The 19818-nt window shown below is 65.4% G+C and carries 17 protein-coding genes; 8 read left to right on the top strand and 9 right to left on the bottom strand.

The window, feature by feature from the left end; all coding sequences use genetic code 11:
• Positions 1 to 25 precede the first annotated feature (25 nt).
• Together AC3WTE_RS04435 and AC3WTE_RS04430 are read right to left on the bottom strand one after the other, a co-directional pair.
• The gene (locus AC3WTE_RS04435; protein ID WP_492435950.1) at positions 26 to 2020 is read right to left on the bottom strand and encodes a vWA domain-containing protein; all 1995 of its coding nucleotides are present in this window, start codon (positions 2018 to 2020) and stop codon (positions 26 to 28) included.
• Positions 2013 to 3389, bottom strand: a complete 1377-nt coding sequence (locus tag AC3WTE_RS04430) for a sigma 54-interacting transcriptional regulator (protein ID WP_492436289.1) — start codon at positions 3387 to 3389, stop codon at positions 2013 to 2015. Before AC3WTE_RS04430 ends, AC3WTE_RS04435 begins: the two co-directional genes overlap by 8 nt.
• A 94-nt stretch (positions 3390 to 3483) precedes the next feature.
• Between AC3WTE_RS04430 and AC3WTE_RS04425 the strand changes: the two genes are divergently transcribed.
• Complete coding sequence (locus AC3WTE_RS04425; protein ID WP_492435949.1) at positions 3484 to 4500, top strand: alpha/beta hydrolase; 1017 nt, start codon at positions 3484 to 3486, stop codon at positions 4498 to 4500.
• On the opposite strand, the gene AC3WTE_RS04420 is transcribed toward AC3WTE_RS04425, so the two are convergent.
• Entirely contained in the window at positions 4497 to 5390 is an 894-nt protein-coding gene (locus AC3WTE_RS04420; protein WP_492435947.1) for a LysR family transcriptional regulator, read from the bottom strand. The two genes, AC3WTE_RS04425 and AC3WTE_RS04420, sit on opposite strands and share 4 nt — an antisense overlap.
• A gap of 84 nt (positions 5391 to 5474) precedes the next feature.
• Between AC3WTE_RS04420 and mqo the strand changes: the two genes are divergently transcribed.
• A complete protein-coding gene (gene mqo, locus AC3WTE_RS04415; RefSeq protein ID WP_492435945.1) occupies positions 5475 to 6893 on the top strand; it encodes a malate dehydrogenase (quinone) in 1419 nt (472 codons plus the stop codon).
• A 65-nt stretch (positions 6894 to 6958) separates the two neighbouring features.
• Here mqo and purH read toward each other — a convergent pair whose 3' ends face one another.
• The 5 genes from purH to sfnG form a co-directional block, all read right to left on the bottom strand.
• A complete protein-coding gene (gene purH, locus AC3WTE_RS04410) occupies positions 6959 to 8527 on the bottom strand; it encodes a bifunctional phosphoribosylaminoimidazolecarboxamide formyltransferase/IMP cyclohydrolase (RefSeq protein WP_492435943.1) in 1569 nt (522 codons plus the stop codon).
• A 1-nt stretch (position 8528) separates the two neighbouring features.
• Entirely contained in the window at positions 8529 to 9179 is a 651-nt protein-coding gene (purN, locus tag AC3WTE_RS04405) for a phosphoribosylglycinamide formyltransferase (protein WP_492435941.1), read from the bottom strand.
• A gap of 34 nt (positions 9180 to 9213) precedes the next feature.
• Complete coding sequence (locus tag AC3WTE_RS04400) at positions 9214 to 10767, bottom strand: cell division protein PerM (RefSeq protein ID WP_492435940.1); 1554 nt, start codon at positions 10765 to 10767, stop codon at positions 9214 to 9216.
• Between the two features lie 76 nt (positions 10768 to 10843).
• Complete coding sequence (locus tag AC3WTE_RS04395) at positions 10844 to 11785, bottom strand: DUF5336 domain-containing protein (protein WP_492435938.1); 942 nt, start codon at positions 11783 to 11785, stop codon at positions 10844 to 10846.
• A gap of 129 nt (positions 11786 to 11914) precedes the next feature.
• Positions 11915 to 13045: a dimethylsulfone monooxygenase SfnG gene (gene sfnG / locus AC3WTE_RS04390; RefSeq protein WP_492435936.1), complete on the bottom strand. Its 1131-nt coding sequence runs from the start codon at positions 13043 to 13045 to the stop codon at positions 11915 to 11917.
• Between the two features lie 185 nt (positions 13046 to 13230).
• On the opposite strand from sfnG, the gene AC3WTE_RS04385 reads away from it, so the two are divergent.
• The 3 genes from AC3WTE_RS04385 (at position 13231) to AC3WTE_RS04375 (ending at position 15685) form a co-directional block, all read left to right on the top strand.
• Positions 13231 to 14082, top strand: coding sequence for an LLM class F420-dependent oxidoreductase (locus AC3WTE_RS04385; RefSeq protein WP_492435935.1), 852 nt, complete (start codon positions 13231 to 13233; stop codon positions 14080 to 14082).
• Positions 14083 to 14244: 162 nt separating this feature from the next.
• Positions 14245 to 15126, top strand: coding sequence for a WXG100 family type VII secretion target (locus AC3WTE_RS04380; RefSeq protein WP_492435933.1), 882 nt, complete (start codon positions 14245 to 14247; stop codon positions 15124 to 15126).
• Between the two features lie 46 nt (positions 15127 to 15172).
• Complete coding sequence (locus AC3WTE_RS04375) at positions 15173 to 15685, top strand: hypothetical protein (protein WP_492435932.1); 513 nt, start codon at positions 15173 to 15175, stop codon at positions 15683 to 15685.
• Between the two features lie 139 nt (positions 15686 to 15824).
• On the opposite strand, the gene AC3WTE_RS04370 is transcribed toward AC3WTE_RS04375, so the two are convergent.
• Complete coding sequence (locus AC3WTE_RS04370) at positions 15825 to 17354, bottom strand: acetyl-CoA acetyltransferase (protein ID WP_492435931.1); 1530 nt, start codon at positions 17352 to 17354, stop codon at positions 15825 to 15827.
• 119 nt (positions 17355 to 17473) lie between these two features.
• On the opposite strand from AC3WTE_RS04370, the gene AC3WTE_RS04365 reads away from it, so the two are divergent.
• The 3 genes from AC3WTE_RS04365 to AC3WTE_RS04355 are packed head-to-tail and all read left to right on the top strand — an operon-like array spanning position 17474 to position 19780.
• The gene (locus AC3WTE_RS04365) at positions 17474 to 17773 is read left to right on the top strand and encodes a hypothetical protein (RefSeq protein WP_492435930.1); all 300 of its coding nucleotides are present in this window, start codon (positions 17474 to 17476) and stop codon (positions 17771 to 17773) included.
• Between the two features lie 14 nt (positions 17774 to 17787).
• Positions 17788 to 19239: a WXG100 family type VII secretion target gene (locus AC3WTE_RS04360; protein WP_492435929.1), complete on the top strand. Its 1452-nt coding sequence runs from the start codon at positions 17788 to 17790 to the stop codon at positions 19237 to 19239.
• Between the two features lie 16 nt (positions 19240 to 19255).
• On the top strand, positions 19256 to 19780 hold the full coding sequence (locus AC3WTE_RS04355; protein ID WP_492435927.1) for a hypothetical protein: 525 nt from the start codon (positions 19256 to 19258) through the stop codon (positions 19778 to 19780).
• Positions 19781 to 19818 lie beyond the last annotated feature (38 nt).

Here is a 19818-nt window from a genome sequence, read left to right as displayed (position 1 = left end):
AGACACGCACGCTCGCCACAAGGGGCTAGCGCCGGCGCCGCCGCGAGCGCAGGTAGTCACCGACGACCGCCGCACCCAATCCGTCGAGTTCCGGCACCACGACACGACCTTCGACGCGGCGCGCCACCTGATCGATGAACCGGGCCAGGCCGGGATCACTCCCCAACCGGAAGATGGTGATCTGCGCGCCCATTCGGGCCACCTCGTCGAAGCTGCGCACCGTGAAGGCGATGGTGCGCGGATGCGGTGGGTAGTCGAAGAACGTCGCCGGCGGCTGAGCCGCCGATCTGGCTCCAGTCCCGTTTCCATACACCTCCAGATGGGCCGTCGGCTCACCGTCGGTGACGACCAGGATGACCGGCTGTGCATTGGGATGCCGACGCAGATGCCGGCCGGCGAGCAAGAGTGCGTGGTGCAGATTGGTGCCCTGCTCGTAGACGCCTTCCAGCCCGGTCAGTTCAGCCGCCGAGACGGTGCGGGCATGCCGGCCAAAAGCGATGATCTGCAACGCATCCGAGCGGAATCGGGTGCTCACCAGGTGATTGAGCGCCAGCGCGGTGCGCTTCATCGGCAGCCACCGGTTCTCCATCACCATGGAGAACGAGGTGTCCACCAACAGCGCCACCACGGCCTGGGTGCGGGTCTCGGTTTCCGAGATCTCCACATCGTCGACGCTGATCCGCAGCGGGCCGTCCTGACCCGTACCCGCCTGCCGCAGCACCGTATTGGTCAACGTGCGCGTGACGTTCCACGGCTCGGTATCACCGAACTGCCACGGCCGGGTGGCCCCGGTCAGTTCGCCGGCCGCACCCGCCCGGCGGGTATCCCGTTCACCGTGCCTACCGGAAAGCTGTTGCGCCACATCGCGCAACGCCGCCTGCCCGAGCTGGCGCATGGCTTTGGGCGACAACCGCCACTGCCCGTCCGAGCCACGATCCAAAAAGCCCTGGTTCATCAGGGTGCGTTCCAGCTCCGCCAAGGCGCGCGCGTCGACGGCGGCCTCGTCACCCAGTTGCCGGGCGAGCATGTCCAGATCGACGTCGTCCATCTGAGCACCGGCGTAACTCTGCGAAAGCTGTTCCGCCAGTTGCTCCAACTCGGCGACGTCCGCCATCGCCTGAGCGGCCTCCCCCATACCCAGCGGGTTGTTGCCCGTGAAACTCCGTTCCCCCGTCCAGTCCTCCCCTGGACGGGCAGCCTGCAGGTTGGCGTCGAGTCGGCCGAGCGCGTTCATCAACGACGGCGACCCGAAGGCCTGCTGTGCCAACGCATCCAATTCGGCTCGCTGATCGGGGGACAGACTGTTGCGGAATCGCTGCGCGGCCGCGGCACGCTGGGCCAGGGAGTCCAGCAGTTGGTCGACATTCTGCGGATTCTCCGGGAAGAACTGGCCATGCTTGGCCATGAAGTCCTGGAAATCTTGTTGGGTGTCTTCACCTTTGGCGTGTTTCTCCAAGAGGTCGTTCAGGTCGTCGAGCATGTCGCTCACGGCCTGCCGGTCCTCGTCGGTGGCGTTCTCCAGCGCATCCTTCATGCCCGCGAACCGCTGGTCGAGCATCTCCCGGCCCAACAGATCCTTGATCTGCTCGTACTTCTGCCGCGCTTCCCCTGAGCGCCAGTCGTATTCGGAGAGCTCCTGCACGGCCTTGGCCGGTGACGGCGACAACGACTCCAGCTGCAATTCACCGAACCGCGCGTCATCGTCGAGCGCCCGGGCCAGTTCCTTGCGTTCGGCGAGTACGGCCTCGTCGAGCAGCTTCTTGATCTCCTGCAGCGTGCCGTCAAGGTTGTTGCGCGACAGCAACTCCCGGCGACGCCGGTTGGCCTCGGCGGCCAGTCGGTCGGCGCCGCGCATGTTCTGGGTGCCGCGCCGCAGCAGCTCGGACAGCGCGCGCCGGGGCGACGCGCCTTCCATGACGTCCTGCCCGATCTGCTCCAGCGCCTCCCTCAGATCGACGGGAGGCGCCAGCGGGTCAGGGCCGCCGGTGTAGCGCGAGTACCGCGAGAGATGATTAGCCATATACCGTTTCGCCGTCGTCAGAGGTCTTGTCGATGCGCTTGGCCAGATACAGCGCTTCCAGCGCCAGTTCGACGGCCGCCGCCCGCTCGCCGTCCGACTGCGCACCCAGCCGGTCGGCGACCGCGTCGATCACCGGCAGGTCAGGCAGCGCGGCCAGCACGTCCTTGGCCGACACCCGCTCGCCCGTCGTCACCGGTGAATCCCCTTCCACCGCCGCAACCAGCGAACCCACATCGATGCCGCCGAGCAGCCGCTGCGCGGTGTCTGCGGTCGCGCGGCGCAGCAGGTGTTCCAGCACCGCCTGTTCGCGCCCTTCCTCGCCGGACTCGAATTCCAGCTTGCCGCGCAGCACGCCGATCACCGTCTGGAGATCGATCACGCGGGCCACGGGGTCCTGCTCGCCCAGAATCGCGGAACGATGCTGGGCCGCCGCACCGACGGTTTCCGCCGCTGCGATGGCGAACCGGGCCGAGACGCCCGACCGCTGATCGATCGACTGCGACTCGCGCAGGTACCGCGCAAAGCGGGCCAGAATTTGCAGCAGGTATTCCGGCACCTCAGCGGCCAGGTGCGCCTCCTGCTTGATGACGCCGACCTCGGCGTCGAGTTCCAGCGGGTAGTGGGTCCGAATCTCGGCGCCGAAGCGGTCCTTCAGCGGCGTGATGATGCGGCCACGGTTGGTGTAGTCCTCGGGGTTGGCGCTGGCGACCACGAGCACGTCCAGCGGCAGGCGCAGGGTGTAGCCGCGGACCTGGATGTCGCGCTCCTCCATCACGTTGAGCATCGCGACCTGGATGCGCTCGGCGAGGTCGGGCAGCTCGTTGATCGCGACAATGCCGCGGTGCGCCCGCGGGATGAGGCCATAGGCGATGGTTTCCGGGTCCCCCAGGCTGCGTCCCTCGGCGACCTTGATGGGATCGATGTCGCCGACCAGGTCGGCGACGCTCGTGTCGGGCGTTGCCAGCTTCTCGAAATAGCGCTCACTGCGGTGTTGCCAGGTGATCGGCAGGTCGTCGCCTGAATCCGCGGCCCGGCGGATCGACTCGGGCGTGATCGGCGAGTAGGGGTGCTCACCGAGCTCCGAGCCCGCGATGACGGGCGTCCATTCGTCCAGCAGCCCGACCAGACCGCGCAACAGGCGGGTCTTGCCCTGGCCGCGTTCACCGAGCAGCACGACATCGTGCCCGGCGATCAGCGCGCGCTCGAGCTGCGGCAGGACGGTGTCCTCGAATCCGAAGATGCCGGGCCAGACGTCCTTGCCGTCAGCCAGCGCTGCCAGCAGGTTCTCGCGGATCTCGGTCTTGATGCCCCGTTCGCGGTGGCCCGTTGCTTTCAGCGCGCCGACGGTCTTGGGCAGATCGGCCGGCAGGTCGTTAGGTGATGTCACGACCTCCACGCTACGACGGTGCTTCGTGACGGGCAGCACCTTGGGCTCCGGACCTTTACCCAGTACCCTCGGTATCGTGAACTCGCTCGACTGGACTCACCGCCCGACCGACCTCGAGTTCGGCCCCGCCGCGTGGCAGAGCCGACTGCTCGGCGGGTTGACCGCGGTGTTCGTCCGCCCGGTAATCGCCCTGCTCACGCTCATTGGCATGATCGTCAACCGGTTCCATCCCGACCTGGTCCAGCGCGGCCGCTACGACATCATTGACGGGCCGTTCCGCGCGTTCCGCGCGCTGCCCGGCACGACGGTGACACCGATCGCGTTGGACGACTGCGACGCCGAATGGGTCGTCGCGCCGAACGCCCGGGCGTCCGATCGCGTGATGATCTACTTCCACGGTTCGGCGCTGATCACCCTCGGCCTGAACTCGCACCGCCGCTGGGCCAGCAAGCTCTCGGCCGCGACCGGCGCGCGGGTGCTGAACGTGGGCTATCGACTGGCACCGCAGGCCCTGATCGAGGACGCCATCGCCGACGGCGTGTGCGCCCACCGACTGGTGTTGGCCTCCGGCGTGGACGCGAAGAAGATCGTGTTCGCGGGCGACTCCGCCGGCGGCCTGATCGCTACCGGCACCGCAATCGCTGTGCGTGATGCGGGCCTGCAGGTGCCTGCCGGCCAAATCCTGCTGTCGCCGCTGACGTCGTCCGACATGAATCTGAAGTACAACGCGATGCTCGAACACCGCGACGTGCTGTTCCCGTTCATGGCGGTGAAGTACCTCTACGACGTGTTCGCGACGAAGAACGGCACCCATCCGGTGCCGGAGATGCCAACCGAGGCCGACCTGCACGGCCTGGGACCGACGCTCCTGCAGGTCGGCAACAACGAGATGCTGCGCAATGACTCGTTCGCGCTCGCCGACGCGCTGCGCGCAGCCGGCGCTCTCGCATGGGTTCAGGTCTGGGACAGGGCGATGCACATGTTCCAGCTGAGCTTCGACATCAATCCGGATGCCCGCAAGGCCGTCACCGAGATCGTGGACTTCTTCGAATACGCCACCACGCAGCGGCCCGGCGAGGTCGCCGCCTCTTAACCACGCGCCGACCATTCAGCGCGCAGAAAGGTGAGCAGCCGCCGAGCAGCGGGCGTGACCGCGGTCGACGCCCACGCGAGTGCGATCTGTCGCTGATAGGTGTTGGGTGTCAATGGAATTTCCCGCACCTTGCGCGACGTGTGCTCATCATGCGGTAGCAGCGCAATACCCATCCCCCGCCCGACGAGCTCGCGGATCGTTGAGAACTCGGTGATCTCCACCGGCACGTGTGGCGTGAATCCCGAGTCACGGCACCAGCTTTCAGTCGCCTGCCGCAGGTGATAGCTGGCCGGGTTGGCGATGAACGTCTCGTGTCGCAATTCGTCCAAGCGGAGACGACGACGCGCGGAGAGCGGATGGGCCGCGGGTAACACGGCCCGTATCTGTTGGCCGCCGATCACCACATGGTCGACGTCGCCGGGCGGAGGGATGACCACTGCCACATCGAGCGTCCCGGCGTTGAGGTCTGCGGCCAGTTCACTGCCGTGAGCCTGTTTGATCTGCAGCCTGATTCCCGGTGCGCGCCGGTGGAATTCGGTGATCAGACTGGGAACCACGCCGGCTCCCATGGTCAGGGGGAAGCCGAACCGGATGGTGCCGTACTCGGGGTCGGCTTCCCCGGCAATCGTCTCGATGGTGACTTCGAGCTCACGCAGCGGACGCCGCGCCCGCTCGGCAAGCTGCACTGCGGCCGGTGTCAGACGCACCGACCGCCCCTCCTGAACGAGCAACGGGACGCCCAGCGTCTTCTCCAACGCATGAATGCGGCGACTCATCGACGACTGCGGAATCCCCAGACTGTCAGCGGCCCGGGTCATGTGCCCACCGTGGGAATCAAGTTCCTCGAGCGCCCGCAGTTGCGGTGCGAGCTGGCTCATCCATTGATCCATATTTGGATGTTAATAGCCAAAACATTCATTGGACGGATTGAACACTACGGAGTGATGCTGGGTACATCGAGACAAGGAGCAACAATGCCTACCGTCGAACCCGAAATCGCCGACGTTCTCCTCATCGGTGGCGGCATCATGTCAGCCACGCTCGGCGCCATGATCAGCACGTTGGAGCCTAAGTGGCGAATCGTATTGATCGAACGAGCATCCGACATCGCAACCGAGAGCAGCGGGCCGTGGCACAACGCCGGTACCGGTCACTCGGGTTATTGCGAGCTCAACTACATGCCCGACCCAGCCGACGGCTCGGTGGCCGTCGAGATCGCGAAGCAATTCCACCTGTCCCGACAATGGTGGGCATACCTGGTCGACCAGGGCCTGCTCGATCCGACGACGTTCGTCCATGGCACGCCCCACATGGATGTGGTGTTCGGCGACCACGACGTGGCGTATCTGCGGCAGCGGTTCGAGACCCTCAGCGCCGATCCGCTGTTCGCCGGTCTCGAGTTCAGCGATGATCCCACGACAATCGCCGGCTGGGCGCCGCTGGTGATGGCCGGCCGCGACCCGGCGCAAGAGGTCGCGGCAACCCGGCACCCCGGCGGCACCGATGTCGACTTCGGAGCGCTCACCCGCGGACTGACCCGAATCATCACCTCGAACGGAGGCGAGGTCCGGCTCAGTCATGATGTGCACCGACTGCGCCAGGGCTCGGACAGGACCTGGCTCATCAGTGGTCGACATACACGCTCGCGCAACAGGTTTCAGCTGAGGGCGCGGCACGTGTTCGTCGGCGCCGGCGGTTTCGCCCTGCGCCTGCTACAGCGCGCGCACCTGCCAGAAGTCCGGGGCTACGGTGTCCTGCCCGTCGGTGCAGCCTTTCTCCGGTGCTCGCGACCCGACGTCGTCGACCAGCACGACGCCAAGGTCTACGGTCAAGCCGCGATAGGCGCCCCACCGATGTCGGTGCCGCACTTGGACAAACGGGTGATCGCCGGTGAGGACTACCTGATGTTCGGCCCGTACGCGACGTTCAGCACCAAGCTCCTCAAGGGCGGCAAGCTCACCGACTTCTTCACGACGCTGCGGTGGCACAATCTGCATGTACTGGCCGCCGCGGCCGCGCAGAGTATGCCGCTGGTGCGCTACCTGATCAGCGAGTTGCTGACCACTCGCAGCGGGAAAATCAAGCAGCTGCAACGGTATTACCCGGGTGCCGATCCCCAGGACTGGGAGTTGGTGCCGGCGGGACAACGTGCCCAACTGGTCACCCCGGACGCCGAACGCATCGGTGCACTGCGATCAGGAACCGAGCTCGTCTGCTCGGCCGACGGTTCGATCGCCGGACTGCTGGGTGCCTCACCGGGCGCCTCGACCGCCGTGCCGATCATGCTCGAGCTGTTGCAGCGGTGCTTCCCCGAGCGCTGGGCGACCTCCTGGCGCGTGCACCTGGACACCGCACTTGCCAACCGAGACACCGAGGCACGGCTGGGCCTCTGACGCCAAGTGGCCAGGTTCGCACGAAACATCCGCGTACAAACCTGGCCACTTGCGACAAAGAGACCTTAGTGGGCGAAGTGCCGAGCCCCCGTCAGGTACAGCGTGATGCCCGCAGCCGCGGCGGCCGCGGTCACTTCGTCGTCGCGGACCGAACCGCCCGGGTGCACAATGGCTTTCACGCCGGCGTTGGTCAGGGTCTCCAGGCCATCCGGGAACGGGAAGAAGGCATCAGAGGCGGCAACGGCGCCGCGCACCCGGTCACCGCCCCGCTCGACCGCGAGCCGGGCCGCGTCGACCCGGTTCACCTGACCCATGCCGACACCGACCGTGGCACCGTTGGCGGCGACCACGATCGCATTCGACTTCACCGCACGGCACGCGCGCCACGCAAACACCAAGTCGGCCAACGTTTGCGGGTCGGCCGGCGTACCGGTCGCCAGGGTCCAGTTCGCCGGGTCGTCACCGGCCGCGTCCAGCGCGTCGCGCTGCTGCACCAGCAGGCCACCGCTGATCTGACGGTATTCGACTGCGGCGCCCTCAGGTTCCGACGCCACCAGGATGCGAATGTTCTTCTTGCGGCTCAGGATTTCGACGGCGCCCGGTTCGAACGCGGGGGCGACGATCACCTCGGTGAAGATGTCGGCGACGGTCTCGGCCATCTCCTCGGTGATCGCCGTATTGGCTGCGATGACGCCACCGAATGCGCTCAGCGGGTCGCACTCGTGCGCCTTGCGGTGCGCGTCGGCAACCGAGATCGACGACACCGCAATGCCGCACGGGTTGGCGTGCTTGATGATCGCCACGCAGATGTCCTCGTGGTCGAACGCTGCCCGCCACGCCGCATCGGCGTCGGTGAAGTTGTTGTAGGACATCTCTTTTCCGTGCAGCTGCTCAGCCTGGGCCAGACCCGGCCAGCCGGCGTCGTCGCGGTAGAGCGCGGCCTTCTGGTGCGGGTTCTCGCCGTAGCGCAGCACATCACTGCGACGCCAGGTCGAACCGAGCCAAGCGGGCATGCCGGCAGCGGACGCCTCGTCGTCGCCGGGCACCAGCACCGACCCCATCCAGGACGCGACGGCCACGTCGTACTCGGCGGTGTGCCGGAAAGCCACCGACGCCAACTTCTTTCGCTCTTCGAGCGTGAAGCCGCCGGCCCGGACGGCGGCCAGTACACCGTCGTAACCCAGCGGGTCCACGACAACGGCCACGCTCGGATGGTTCTTCGCCGCGGCACGCACCATAGACGGGCCACCGATGTCGATCTGCTCGACGCAGTCGTCCTCGGAAGCACCCGACGCCACGGTCTCCGTGAACGGGTACAGGTTCACCACAACAAGTTCGAAGGCCTCGACGCCGAGCTCGTCCAGTGCAGCCAGGTGCTCGGCCTTGCGGGTGTCGGCCAGCAGGCCGGCGTGCACGCGCGGATGCAGCGTCTTGACTCGGCCGTCCAGGACCTCCGGGAAGCCCGTGACCTCTTCCACAGGGGTAACCGGAATACCCTCGGCAGCAATGGTTTTCGCAGTCGAGCCGGTCGATACCAGGATCACGCCGGCGGCGTGCAGCCCGCGGGCCAGCTCCGGCAGGCCGGTCTTGTCGTACACGCTGATCAGCGCCCGCCGAATCGGTCGTCGCGTCATCCTATTGCTCCTCACCTCCGCGGCACCCGATGGCCGCCTTTCGCCCACTCCACGTCACACCGCGGAGGGCCACCGCGGCGATCACATCTACCAGCAGTCGTCGCTCGACGACCTTGATCCGTTCGTGCAGCGACGATTCATCGTCGTCGTCGAGTACCGGCACCGGCTCTTGCGCCAGGATCGGCCCGGTATCCGTGCCCGCATCCACCAGGTGCACCGTGCTGCCGGTGACCCGCACCCCGTAGGCGAGGGCCTCGGACACAGCATGCGCGCCGGGAAACGACGGCAGCAGCGCGGGATGGGTGTTCAGCACCCGTCCCTGGAAGCGCGAGAGAAACATCGGTCCGAGAATCTTCATGAAGCCCGCCGAGACCACCAGGTCGGGTTCATGGGCTGCGACCGCTTCGGTCAGTGCGACGTCCCAGGCCGCCCGGTCGGCGTGGTCGCGCAACTGGGTCGTGAACGTCGCCGCGCCTGCGGCCGCGCCGACCCCCAGCGCCCGGCAATCGCGGTCCGTTCCGACCGCCACGACACGCGCCGGGTAATCCCCGACGGCCGCTGCCAGCACGGACTCGAGCAGCGAGCCGGTCCCCGACGCCAGGACGACGAGCCGCGCCGGCGCTGTCGGGGGGACACGGAGCGGTTGCTGCACGCAAGCAGCCTAGTGGCCACGTCGGCTGAGCCGACTAGTGGCCGTCGTCGTCGACGACGAAATGCGCCTCAGGGTCCTCGTCAGGGTCGAAGGCGACGGCTTCGCCGATGCGATCGGTCGTGCCGGACTGATACGCCTCTGCCGGTGCCGGGGTCATGTCCGGTTCCGGACGCGCCGGCCGGCGGGGTTCAGCAGGTTTCGCCACCGGCTCGGGCTCGGGCTCGGGGACAGGCTCGGGCTCGGGGACAGGCTCCGGCTCCGCAGTCTGTTCGAACGCCGGGCCACCGGCGAAGTGCGAATCGTCATCGACAGCCGCAGCGGTCGCCGTCACGTCACCGAACAGCTTCTCGGTCACAGGTTCGTCGTCCTCGACGACATCGGCCGCGCCCGGTTCCTCGTCATACGGCTCGTCGTCCGCCGGTGCGACGGGCGCCGGTGCGACGGGTGCCGGCCGCTCGGGCCGACGCGTCAGGCCGCCGGCCATCACCACCGTCAGGCCACCGATCGATACGAACCACAGGAACACTGCAGGCCCGAACGTCGTCTGGTCCACGCCGAGCTCACCGAAGTTGCCCAGGCGACCGCTGCCCGCGATCGACAGCAGGACCATCATCACCGCAGCGAGCAGCGACGCCACCGCCAATTTGGCGAACGCAATCGGCCAGGGAGCCGGACGCCGCGCGCACTGCTGCCCCACCGCCACAGCCGAGGCTGCCGCGACGATCAGCAGCGCCACCCACACCGGGCCGAGCGGCGGCGACGGCACCGCGGCCAGCACCGGCACGGCAGGAACGTCGCCGCCGAGCACCGTGAACGAGCTGAACGTCGCCAACCCGATGTGCACGCTGGACCCGACGGCCACCGCCGCCGCTCCGACCATGACGTTCGGGATGTACAGCGCGGACAGCACGGTCAGGCTGAGCTGGCCGAACACCGAATCAGTGATCCCGTAGAGGTCATGCATGGTCCCCCAGTGCACGACCATCGAGCCGACCGCGACCAATCCCGACAGCCCGAGGAGCGCCAGCACGCCGGCCATCGCCGCGCGCAGGGCCTCGGGAAGCCAGTACGGCAGGTGGGCGTCGGTCAGCAGTCGCCCCTGCAGTCGCGAGCCGACGCCGATGGCCGCACCGAAGGCATGTACGGCCAGGACGCAGCCGAACGCCTGGAGCGCGCTGGGCGTCTGCAACTCGGTGATCACAGACGACGCGTCATGGATCACCGCGATCGCAATCGCCGCGATCAGCAAAGGGCCACCGAGCGCTGACGCGACGATCCACCGCACCACGAACCACGACGCACCCGGCCGCGTCGCGGCTGCCGTGGTGCGTGCGGTGCCCCACACCATCGCCAGCAACGGGGCCAGCGGCATCACGCCGAGTTCGGCACCTGCGATGGACACGGGCACGCCGTGCACGCCCAACCACATGCTGGCCATCGCGCCGAACGCGCCGGTCAGATCGCTGTTGGCGATGACCAGCTGGATCAGCACCAGCGCAGCGATGATCGCCAGGGCGATGCCCGACGGGCCGAACGCAACCCGAAGCAGGTCACGCGCCTGGCGCGTACCGACTGGTCGGTTATCCACTAGCTGGGTCACTCCTCGCGAGGTCTTCACCCGCCTGTCGCGAGTGCCCTAGCGATTATGACGACGCCGGACCCGATTACTGCGGAGCCGGGGGCTGCTGGAAAGTCGTTGTCGGCTCCGAGCCGGACCCCGTGGCACCCGGAACACTCGGCGCCGAGGTGTACGACGACGATCCGGCTACCGGCTCAGCGGCCGAAGATGCCTGGCCGGACGACTGCTGCGGGGCCGACGACTGGCCGGCCGACTGCTGCGGCTGACCGAACGCAGGGAACCCGGTCGGAGGGGTCGGCGGACCCGAGTCGGCACCGTGCTGCGGCGCGCCCTGCGGACCGGTGTAACCGCCGATCGGCCCGTTCTGAGCCTGCGGCTGGTAACCACCCTGCTGGCCGAAGTGCTGGCCGGTCTGCTGACCGTACTGCTGCTGCGGCTGCTGGCCGTAGTACTGAGCCTGCGGGTTGTAGCCCTGGGCCGGGCCGCCGTAGTTGTACGGATCGGGCTGCGGGCGCGGCGCCGGAGGCTGGATGACGCCGGCGTCCAGCAGCAGCGCCGCCACGGCGCTGCCTGCCTGCAGGACCGCCAGCACGAGCACGGTGTAGAGGCCCCACTCGACCTCCACGCCCTTGGGCGCCTGCACGATTTCGTTGATCACGAGCAGCAGCGCCAGCACCGCGAGGATGGCGACCCACGACTTGAAGCTCTTCTGCTTGGGCAGCAGGCTCACACCGGCGAGCAGCGCGGCCAGCACGGCGACCACGATCGGCGCCTGGGTCAGGATGCTGCCGGTGCCCGCATCCAGGCCTCCCGCACCCAACTGGGGCGCGAAGTTGAAGCCGAAGATGAGCAGGCCGAGCGCCGCGACCGCGGTGGTCAGGTACTCAGGCAGTTTGCTCGGGCCGGCCGGCGCAGCGGGCGCAGCCGGGATCTGCTCGGGCAGACGATTGAACTGCTGGGTCGGCCCACCGAATTGGTTGGGCTGCTGGGCGGGCGGGTAGCCGGAGTTACCGGGCTGGTACGTCATGACCTCTCCTGTACTGGTCGACTCGACCAACCACGCTAGCGCACTTCACTGCGGGTGCCCTGCATCAGTTGGACCCGCAAAGCACTGTCCTGACCGGCCGCGACAGCCCCGAGCAAACTTCCCGGCGCGTCACGCGGGGACGCGGATGGGACCCTCCGCGGCGTCCCGTTCGGCCGCCTCGATTTCCCGCACCAACGGCAGCACCTTGGCGCCGAAGTACTCGATTTCTTCCTGGAAATGCAGGAAGCCACCGAGGATCAGATCGACTCCCCGTTTGCGGTACGCAGCAATCCGTTCGGCGATCTGTTCCGGGGTTCCGATCAACTTGGTACGAAAACCGTCGTTGTACTGCACCAGATCCTCGAAGCTCGAGTCCGCCCACATGCCCTTCTTGTCGCCGGTGGCGTTGCCGGCCTGTTGCACCGCCTGCCGGAACCCTTCGACGGCCGGCCGGTTCGCCTTCGCGATGATTTCCTTGAGGACTTCCTTCGCTTCTTTCTCTGTATCGCGCGCGATGATGAAGCCGTTCAGCCCAAAGCGGACTTCGCGGGCAACCTGGCGGGCGTGGTCGCGAACATCCACGACTTGTTCGGTCACGCCGTCGAAGTCCTTGCCGTTGGAGAAGTACCAGTCGGCGTAGTGGCCACCGTTGCGGCGCGCGGCGCTCGAGTTGCCGCCCTGGAACAGTTCGGGGTTCGGGCGCTCCGCTGTGTTGAGCGGCTTGGGCTTCAGCGTGAAGTCATGGATGCGGTAGAAGTCGCCGCGGAAATCCACGTCGTCCTCGGTCCAGATCTTGCGCAGCACCTGGAGGAATTCGGCGCTGCGCCGGTATCGCTCGTCATGCTCGAGCCACGGCTCGCCCAGATGGGTGAATTCGTCCTTGAACCAACCCGATACGACGTTGACGGCGAAGCGGCCATTGGACAGGTGGTCGGCCGTGGCGCCCAGTTTGGCGAGCACGGCCGGCTGCCACAGACCCGGATGAACGGCCGCGATGACCTTGAGCCGTTCAGTGGCCAGCAGCAGCGCGAGGCTGAAACTCGTTGACTCGTGCTGGTATTCGGCTCCGTAGCTGGCCTCGTATCGCACCTGACTGAGGGCGTATTCGAAGCCGTTGTTCTCCGCGGTCTGGGCGAGTTTCTTGTTGTACTCGTAATTCCAGTCGGTGCGTTGTTCGATGTCGCTGGTCACGAGGCCGCCGCTGACGTTGGGCACCCAGTAGGCGAACTTCACGTGGTCGGCGATGCGTTCGGTCGTCATGGGCCCATGTCAACAAGCGAGGTGCACCGCCGTCGTGGGTAACGTTCGCGATGAAGTTATCTCCGATTTGGTTCACAGGCGTCTCGCGCCTGAGCTTTGAGGCAAAACACCAGGTAGTCCGCCTTGTTGAGGTTTCTCGCCACCCCCTCTTGCGCCCCGATACTGAAACACGTTCTAATCACGGTATGGACTACGGGCTCGTACTTTTCACCAGCGACCGCGGCATCAAGCCCGCCGCCGCCGCCAAATTGGCCGACGACCACGGCTTCACCACCTTCTACGTGCCCGAACACACGCACATTCCGATCAAGCGCCAGGCCGCACACCCCACCACCGGCGACGAGACGCTGCCCGACGACCGCTACATGCGCACGTTGGATCCGTGGGTGGCGCTCGGCTCGGCCGCGGCGGTCACTTCGCGCGTGCGACTGTCCACCGCAGTGGCGCTGCCCGTCGAGCACGACCCGATCACCCTGGCGAAATCCATTGCCACGCTGGACCACCTGTCCGGTGGCCGGGTATCGGTCGGCGTCGGATTCGGTTGGAACACAGACGAACTCCAAGACCACAACGTCCCGCCGGCGCGGCGGCGCACCATGCTCCGGGAGTACCTGGAGGCCATGCGCGCGCTGTGGACTCAGGAAGAAGCCGAGTACGACGGCGAATTCGTGAAGTTCGGCCCGTCGTGGGCGTGGCCGAAGCCGGTCCAGTCGCACGTGCCGATCCTGGTCGGCGCAGCCGGTACCGAGAAGAACTTCAAGTGGATCGCCAAGTCGGCCGACGGCTGGATCACGACACCGCGCGACTTCGACATCGACGAGCCCGTCAAGCTGCTCCAGGACAACTGGGCCGCGGCCGGACGCTCGGGCGAACCGACCATCGTCGCGCTGGACTTCAAGCCGGACGCCGACAAGTTGGCGCGCTGGAAGAAGCTCGGCGTGACCGAGGTGCTGTTCGGCCTGCCGGACAGTGACGAGGCCAAGGTATCGGCGTACGTCGAGAAGCTGGCGGGGAAACTGCGCGACTTCGGGATCTGAGATTCCGTCGGCGCTTTGGCGTCGGAGACTTCTGGTCACACTTCAAACTGCGGCGGTCAAGGTTCCTTGACCGCCGCAGTTTTGTGCTGGATTTCCGTCAGGGCGCGGGTATCAACCGCCATAGACTGACGTCATGGGGTGGTTCTTTGACGGGTGGGGCCGTTGTCGATCCTGAAGATTCGCGGCACCAATCCACTGACTGTGGTCGATGGCGGCCGTGATCTGAAGCGCAAGGCTGAAGACCTCGACGGGTTGATCGGCAAGCAGGTGCATGCCGTCCAGGAACTTGAGCAAGATTGGAAAGGCAAGGCGGCCAACGCCGCCCGCGGGCAGGCCTACCGGAACATCGAGCACCAGCACCGCTTTCACGAGATCACCGACGCCATGGCGACGGCAATGATTGCCGGCGGACAAACGCTCGCGACATTGCGCGACGCACTACTCAACTGGGTCAGCACCGTGTCCCAGATGTTCAACGTCGCCGACGACGGCGTGGTCACCACCCGTCCGCCGCGGACCGGCGCGGCACTACGAGTGGCCACAGTGTTACTAGTTCTGCCACTTCCACTGACGGCATGCTCGCAGCTCAAAGACAGTCCACGCGTCCCTGCGGTGCCACACGACGTTGATTTTCCAGACTTCAGCACATTCACCGCAGCTGATTCCAGTAGGTATTCAAAACGGATCGACAACAACTCAGTATTCGCCTTTTTGACACCCCTAGGCCTACGTTGCAGCTTTGCTGCGGGCCGTGAATCACGACCTGACGGCATCAGTTGCGTCGGGCCAATTCCAGGCCGCGAGCACCAATGGTCGCTTCGTGTCGAACGTGGCAGTGGTGCAAGGATATACATTGAACTAAATAAGAGCGGACCTGGAATCTTCACGCCTCCGGAGCCACCATCACCGACATTGGCCCGCCACGAAGCACTACAGATCAACCAGGGCGACATGGCTTGCGGGATCCTTGATGCCGGAACCCCGGCCTGTCACGTCGGCGATCACGGGTTCGTTGTGAACCCCGACAATGTTGTCCTTTTCTAGGGGTCCTGTGGCAGTGCGGTCAGTCACCAGCCATTGTTGTCAAAGAATGCTGATTGCCACAGCAATTCTCGTAGCCGGCATCGGCTGCACTCCAAGTACGCCCAAACGAACAAGCGGGACGGCACCTGGCACGCCTCCGAGTGTCGGCTTTCCAGACTTCAGCAGCTACACACCTGCGGATCCGCGCGATTACTACTCAGAAGGGCCGGATTCTGACACGGAGTACCGCTTCACCACGCCGAGCGGGCAGCGGTGCCGAATCCGCGTCACAAAATCGTACGCTCAATCGATCGGCTGCGCGGGCCCGATTCCTGGTCGGGACGGCGAGTGGAACATGGGTTTCGATACCGGTTATGCCGTTGGAGGCCAGTCTACTTCGCGGGCCTATCCCGACGAGCCTGCACAGCCGACAGCACCAACCTTGCCTTTGCATCACGTCCTGCGATTCGACAATGACAAAGCACAATGCGGCATTATCGACAACGGTACCGCCGCCTGCCTCGCCAACCATGGTGGCTTCCTGGTGGGCATGGGCAAGCTGACATTGTTCGAGAAATGACCACGACGGCATGCCGTGTCGGCGACCACGGATTCGTCTTGGCGCCAGACAAGACCACGCTGTTCTGACGCGTCGAGATTGACGAAATGGTCGCGAAAACCACTGCAAAACAACCATTTCGTCGACCTCGGTGACCAGCTCAGGCCAGAACAGCCCGATTACCCTCGTCGGTCGCGTTGACGAGGATCTTCGCCCCCAACGGTTCGCCGTCGCACAGCAGCGCCATCAGATCGGAGTCGGTTGTCGTCGCCAAGAACCGACTGCCATCGGCGTCGAGCCGACCGATGATGATGCCGGTGTTGGGAGTCCAGTCGTATCGGACCGTGTAGGTCTCGATGGTCGCGGGGCCGTTCGCATGCTCGGTGACGGCGACCGTCGGCCACGACGCGACCTCCGCGCACAGTTCCGCACTGTTGTCGGCGACCCAGTCCGCCGGCTCGGTCGAATAGATACCCACCGAGAACTTGCTGGCGATGCCGCCGTTCGCACCGACCAACGCGAATGCGCCTGGGGTTTCCCGCATTCGGGTGACCGCCTCAGCGATGCCGTGCAGGGAGTAGTTGTTCCCCGGGCCGCCGAAGTACGGCAGGCCGCCGGTCAGCGTCAGACCTCGCGGATCGTCAGCCGCCAGACCAACGCCGTCACAGATGTTGAACACCGGGAACGGGAAGCAGCTGTACAGGTCGAACGCTGAGACGTCGTCGATCCCAATTCCGGTTACCCGCAACGCTTCTCGCACGGCGAGCACCGACGCCCGGCTGGCACCGACGTCAGGACGGTCGAGGAGCTTCTGCTCCTTCATGTCCGCATGGCCGCGCAAGTAGACCCACTTGGATTCCGGCACACCGAGTTTGCGAGCCGACTCCACCGACATGAGCACGGCAGCGGCGCCCATGTTCACTTGGTCGCGAGCCACCATGAGCCGGGGATAGGGGTCGCAGATCATCCGGTTCTTGTCGGTGACGGTGACCAGCTCGTCGACGGTGCGCTCCACCGGCGCCGACGAATACGGGTTCTTGGCCGCGACTTTCGACATCGGAGCGAACAGCTCCGCCATCGCCTGTCGGTAGTCCTGCACGGACAATCCGAGCCGCGCACGACGGGCGTTGTCCAGCAGGCCGTACTGCACCGGCGCGCCGATCAGACCGTGCCGAACGGTGTACTCGTCGAAGATGCCGTCGTAGCCGTAGCCGCGGTCTTCGAGCTGGCCGTCGATGGTCTCGGAGTGATCGGGTTTGTCGTCCCGACCCTTGAAGTACCGAATGCTGGAGGTGTTTTCCGACCCCATGATCATCACGACATCGGCGCGGCCGGCCACGATTTCGCTGGCGAATTCCGTGATGAGGTGCTGCGGGCTCTGCCCGCCGATGACTTCCAGCACGGCGCGAGCCGGGTCCGCGCCGATGCGTTGCGCCACGGAGCGGGGGTAGTTGTTCGACTTGCCGAGCGGGGCCGGAACGTGGCCGGAGATCTCGAACTGCCGGGTGCCGGCGACGGTGTCGATCGCGGCGGCGACTGCCGCGATGTCGGAGCCGGTGTCCTCCAGCGCCGCCTGCGCGGCTGCGGTGGCGAGGTCGACCGACGACATTCCTCGGTAGTCGGGGTCTTCGAGGCGCTCGGTGAACTGGCCAACACCCACGATCACCGGCGTACGCGGATCGACACCCATTACAGACCTCCAGACAACTGTTAATTCGATAGGCTAACCGATTGCGATGCACCAGCGGTACCGCGGGTAGCTGCAGATTTGCGTCGGGAGACACCCGCCAAGCGAAGTACGGTTGAGTGATGGGTGGACCAAATCTGCGCGTCAACACCGCTGAACTGGAGTCGGCAGCCCGCAAATTGTCCAGCTTGAGCAGCGACCTGACAAACAGCGCGGTCGTCCACGGGCTCGCCACCGCCGAGGGCCAACCAAGCGGTACCGCGGCGGCAGCCGTAACCGCCGCGGCCGATCACGTGGCCGGAGTCTGTGCAGGTGATCTCAAGGCATTTGGCGACAAACTGGCGCAAGCGGCCAAGTCCTACTCCGCGACGGACTCCGATGGCGGACAGCGTGTGCTGACAACTATGCACACGGACCGATAGCGAAGCAGCCACACATGGTGGAGATGCCAACGCGCACCAAAGTCGAGAACTGGAAATCAGACCATTTGGCGAGTGCGGCTGACGCATGGACTCGACAAGCTCGCACGGTCGAGGACATCTACGGCAGCGCCCAACAGGCAGTTGCCGAACCCACGTGGCACGGTAGTGCCGCCGACAGCGCCCACGACAGAATGTTCAGTGACATCGTCCGAGTGCGGACCGCTATGGAAATGCTCCGCAAGGCTGCCGGCATTGCCAAGAATGGCGCGGACCTACTGGCCGGTTTGAAACGCAGCGCCATCGAGGCGATTTCCAACGCCGAGCGTCAGTTCTTTTCCGTGAGCGACAATCTCCGTGTCACCGATCGCATACCAAAAGTTCTAGTCGGCCCACTGCTTATGGTCCGCGATCTCGCTCGCGCTGCTATCGAAGCGGATATCCGAGGCAAGGCGTTGAGCCTCGCCGCCGCCGACGACCAGATCGCGAGCCAACTGAAACCGATAGCGACCAGTCTGCGCGAGTTCAAGACGGATCAACCTGGAGGTCCCGCCGGACCTGGAGCGTCAGGAGATCCAAAAATCACTGGGCCCGCCGGCCCACTCACCAAAGACGACGACAAAGCCGACCTCAATGCCACCATTCCCGGCACCGGCATTGTGATCAGCGGGGATGGACGCAATGGGTATCCAACCCTCAACGGCGAACGAAATCCCCTCGACGTCGGGAACCCACGCGACAAAGGTGACCCACATGGCCAAGACGTCGTGAGACCGTTGCCCACAGGCACAGCCGCTGGGCCGGAGGGGAAGCAATACGCCATGTACGGGGTCGTCCCGTATGCCCGCACTCCGGAGGAAGGGTACGCAGCGGCCGACACGACGGTCGTTGATCTCGCGGACCCCTCAAAGAGCATCGGTGTACTTCGCGGCATATCGCAGGCCAGCGCAGCGTACGACCCTAAGACTAACCGCATGTACGTCGTGGGAAATCCCGATCCACTCTCGAGGCAACGCATTCTGTATCAGTCCGCCCCGATCGACCCCGCCCACCCAAACGACTGGGTCAACACCGTTCAACCGATTGGACCAATCAACGGCCTGCCTGGGGACCGCGAGAACCAGCTGGTGGTTCTCAAAGGTGGCGGCTTCATGCTGGTTGGGTCGGATGCATATACCGACCCGACGCGTCATGCAGTGAGCGCAGTAACCGCTGCCACTCCCCAGGGTCTGCTGAATGCAACGCCAACCGACCTATTTCCGCCTTCGCAACACAATTGGCCAGGAGGCGCAGCTCCCTATGGGCCTACCGTTGTTGATACGACCTTCGATCCGGTCACAGGGAAGGAAAACGTAGAAATACGTGTGAGCACTTGGGAGGCAAAGCCAGGCTGGGTACCAACGCCAGAGCATCCACGTCCTGATTACAACCCGAATACGTATAAGTCGAGCGTCACCGTGCAGCACTAACCTCAAGGACGGATCTGTGAGTATCGCGTACAAATCCCTGGTCTTTTTAGCATCAACGACTGCCAGTCTCGTCGCTGCAGCCACGGGTCTGACGTCGACGGCGATTGCGACTGCAGCCCCGCCCGGATTTCCTGATATCGCCAGCTTCACCCAAGTTAACCCGGCTCCATTCGCCCGTCCGTTGACGCGGGATCAGCGATGGGAAGTCGGCTACCTGTTCTTTCGCACGCCTGACGGAATGAATTGCGCAATCGGACCAACGTCCTGGTGCTCCGGTGCAGTACCCGGCCTCCCGGCGCAAAAACAGTCGGTATGCCCGTCGGTACACCAGGGTGCATCGCCCGCAGAGTCATTCGCTTTCGGCCAGTCGGATCAACCGTGCCTTCAGACGAATGACGCTCTGTTGAACATCGGCCAGAAGCTGACTGATGATGCACACGAAGTTACTTGCGTCGTTGGCACCGACAGCCTCACCGCCTGCATCAACACCGCCACCAACCATGGCTTCGTTCTCCAGCCCTCGGGCAGCTGGACCTTCTAACCCACGACAACTTAAACGTACAACTTCCTAGACGTACA

This window comes from Mycobacterium sp. FW102-FHT13B02 (assembly GCF_058790275.1).
Note: the sequence above shows the minus strand (reverse complement) of the source record. Positions and strands in the feature narration are given on the sequence as shown.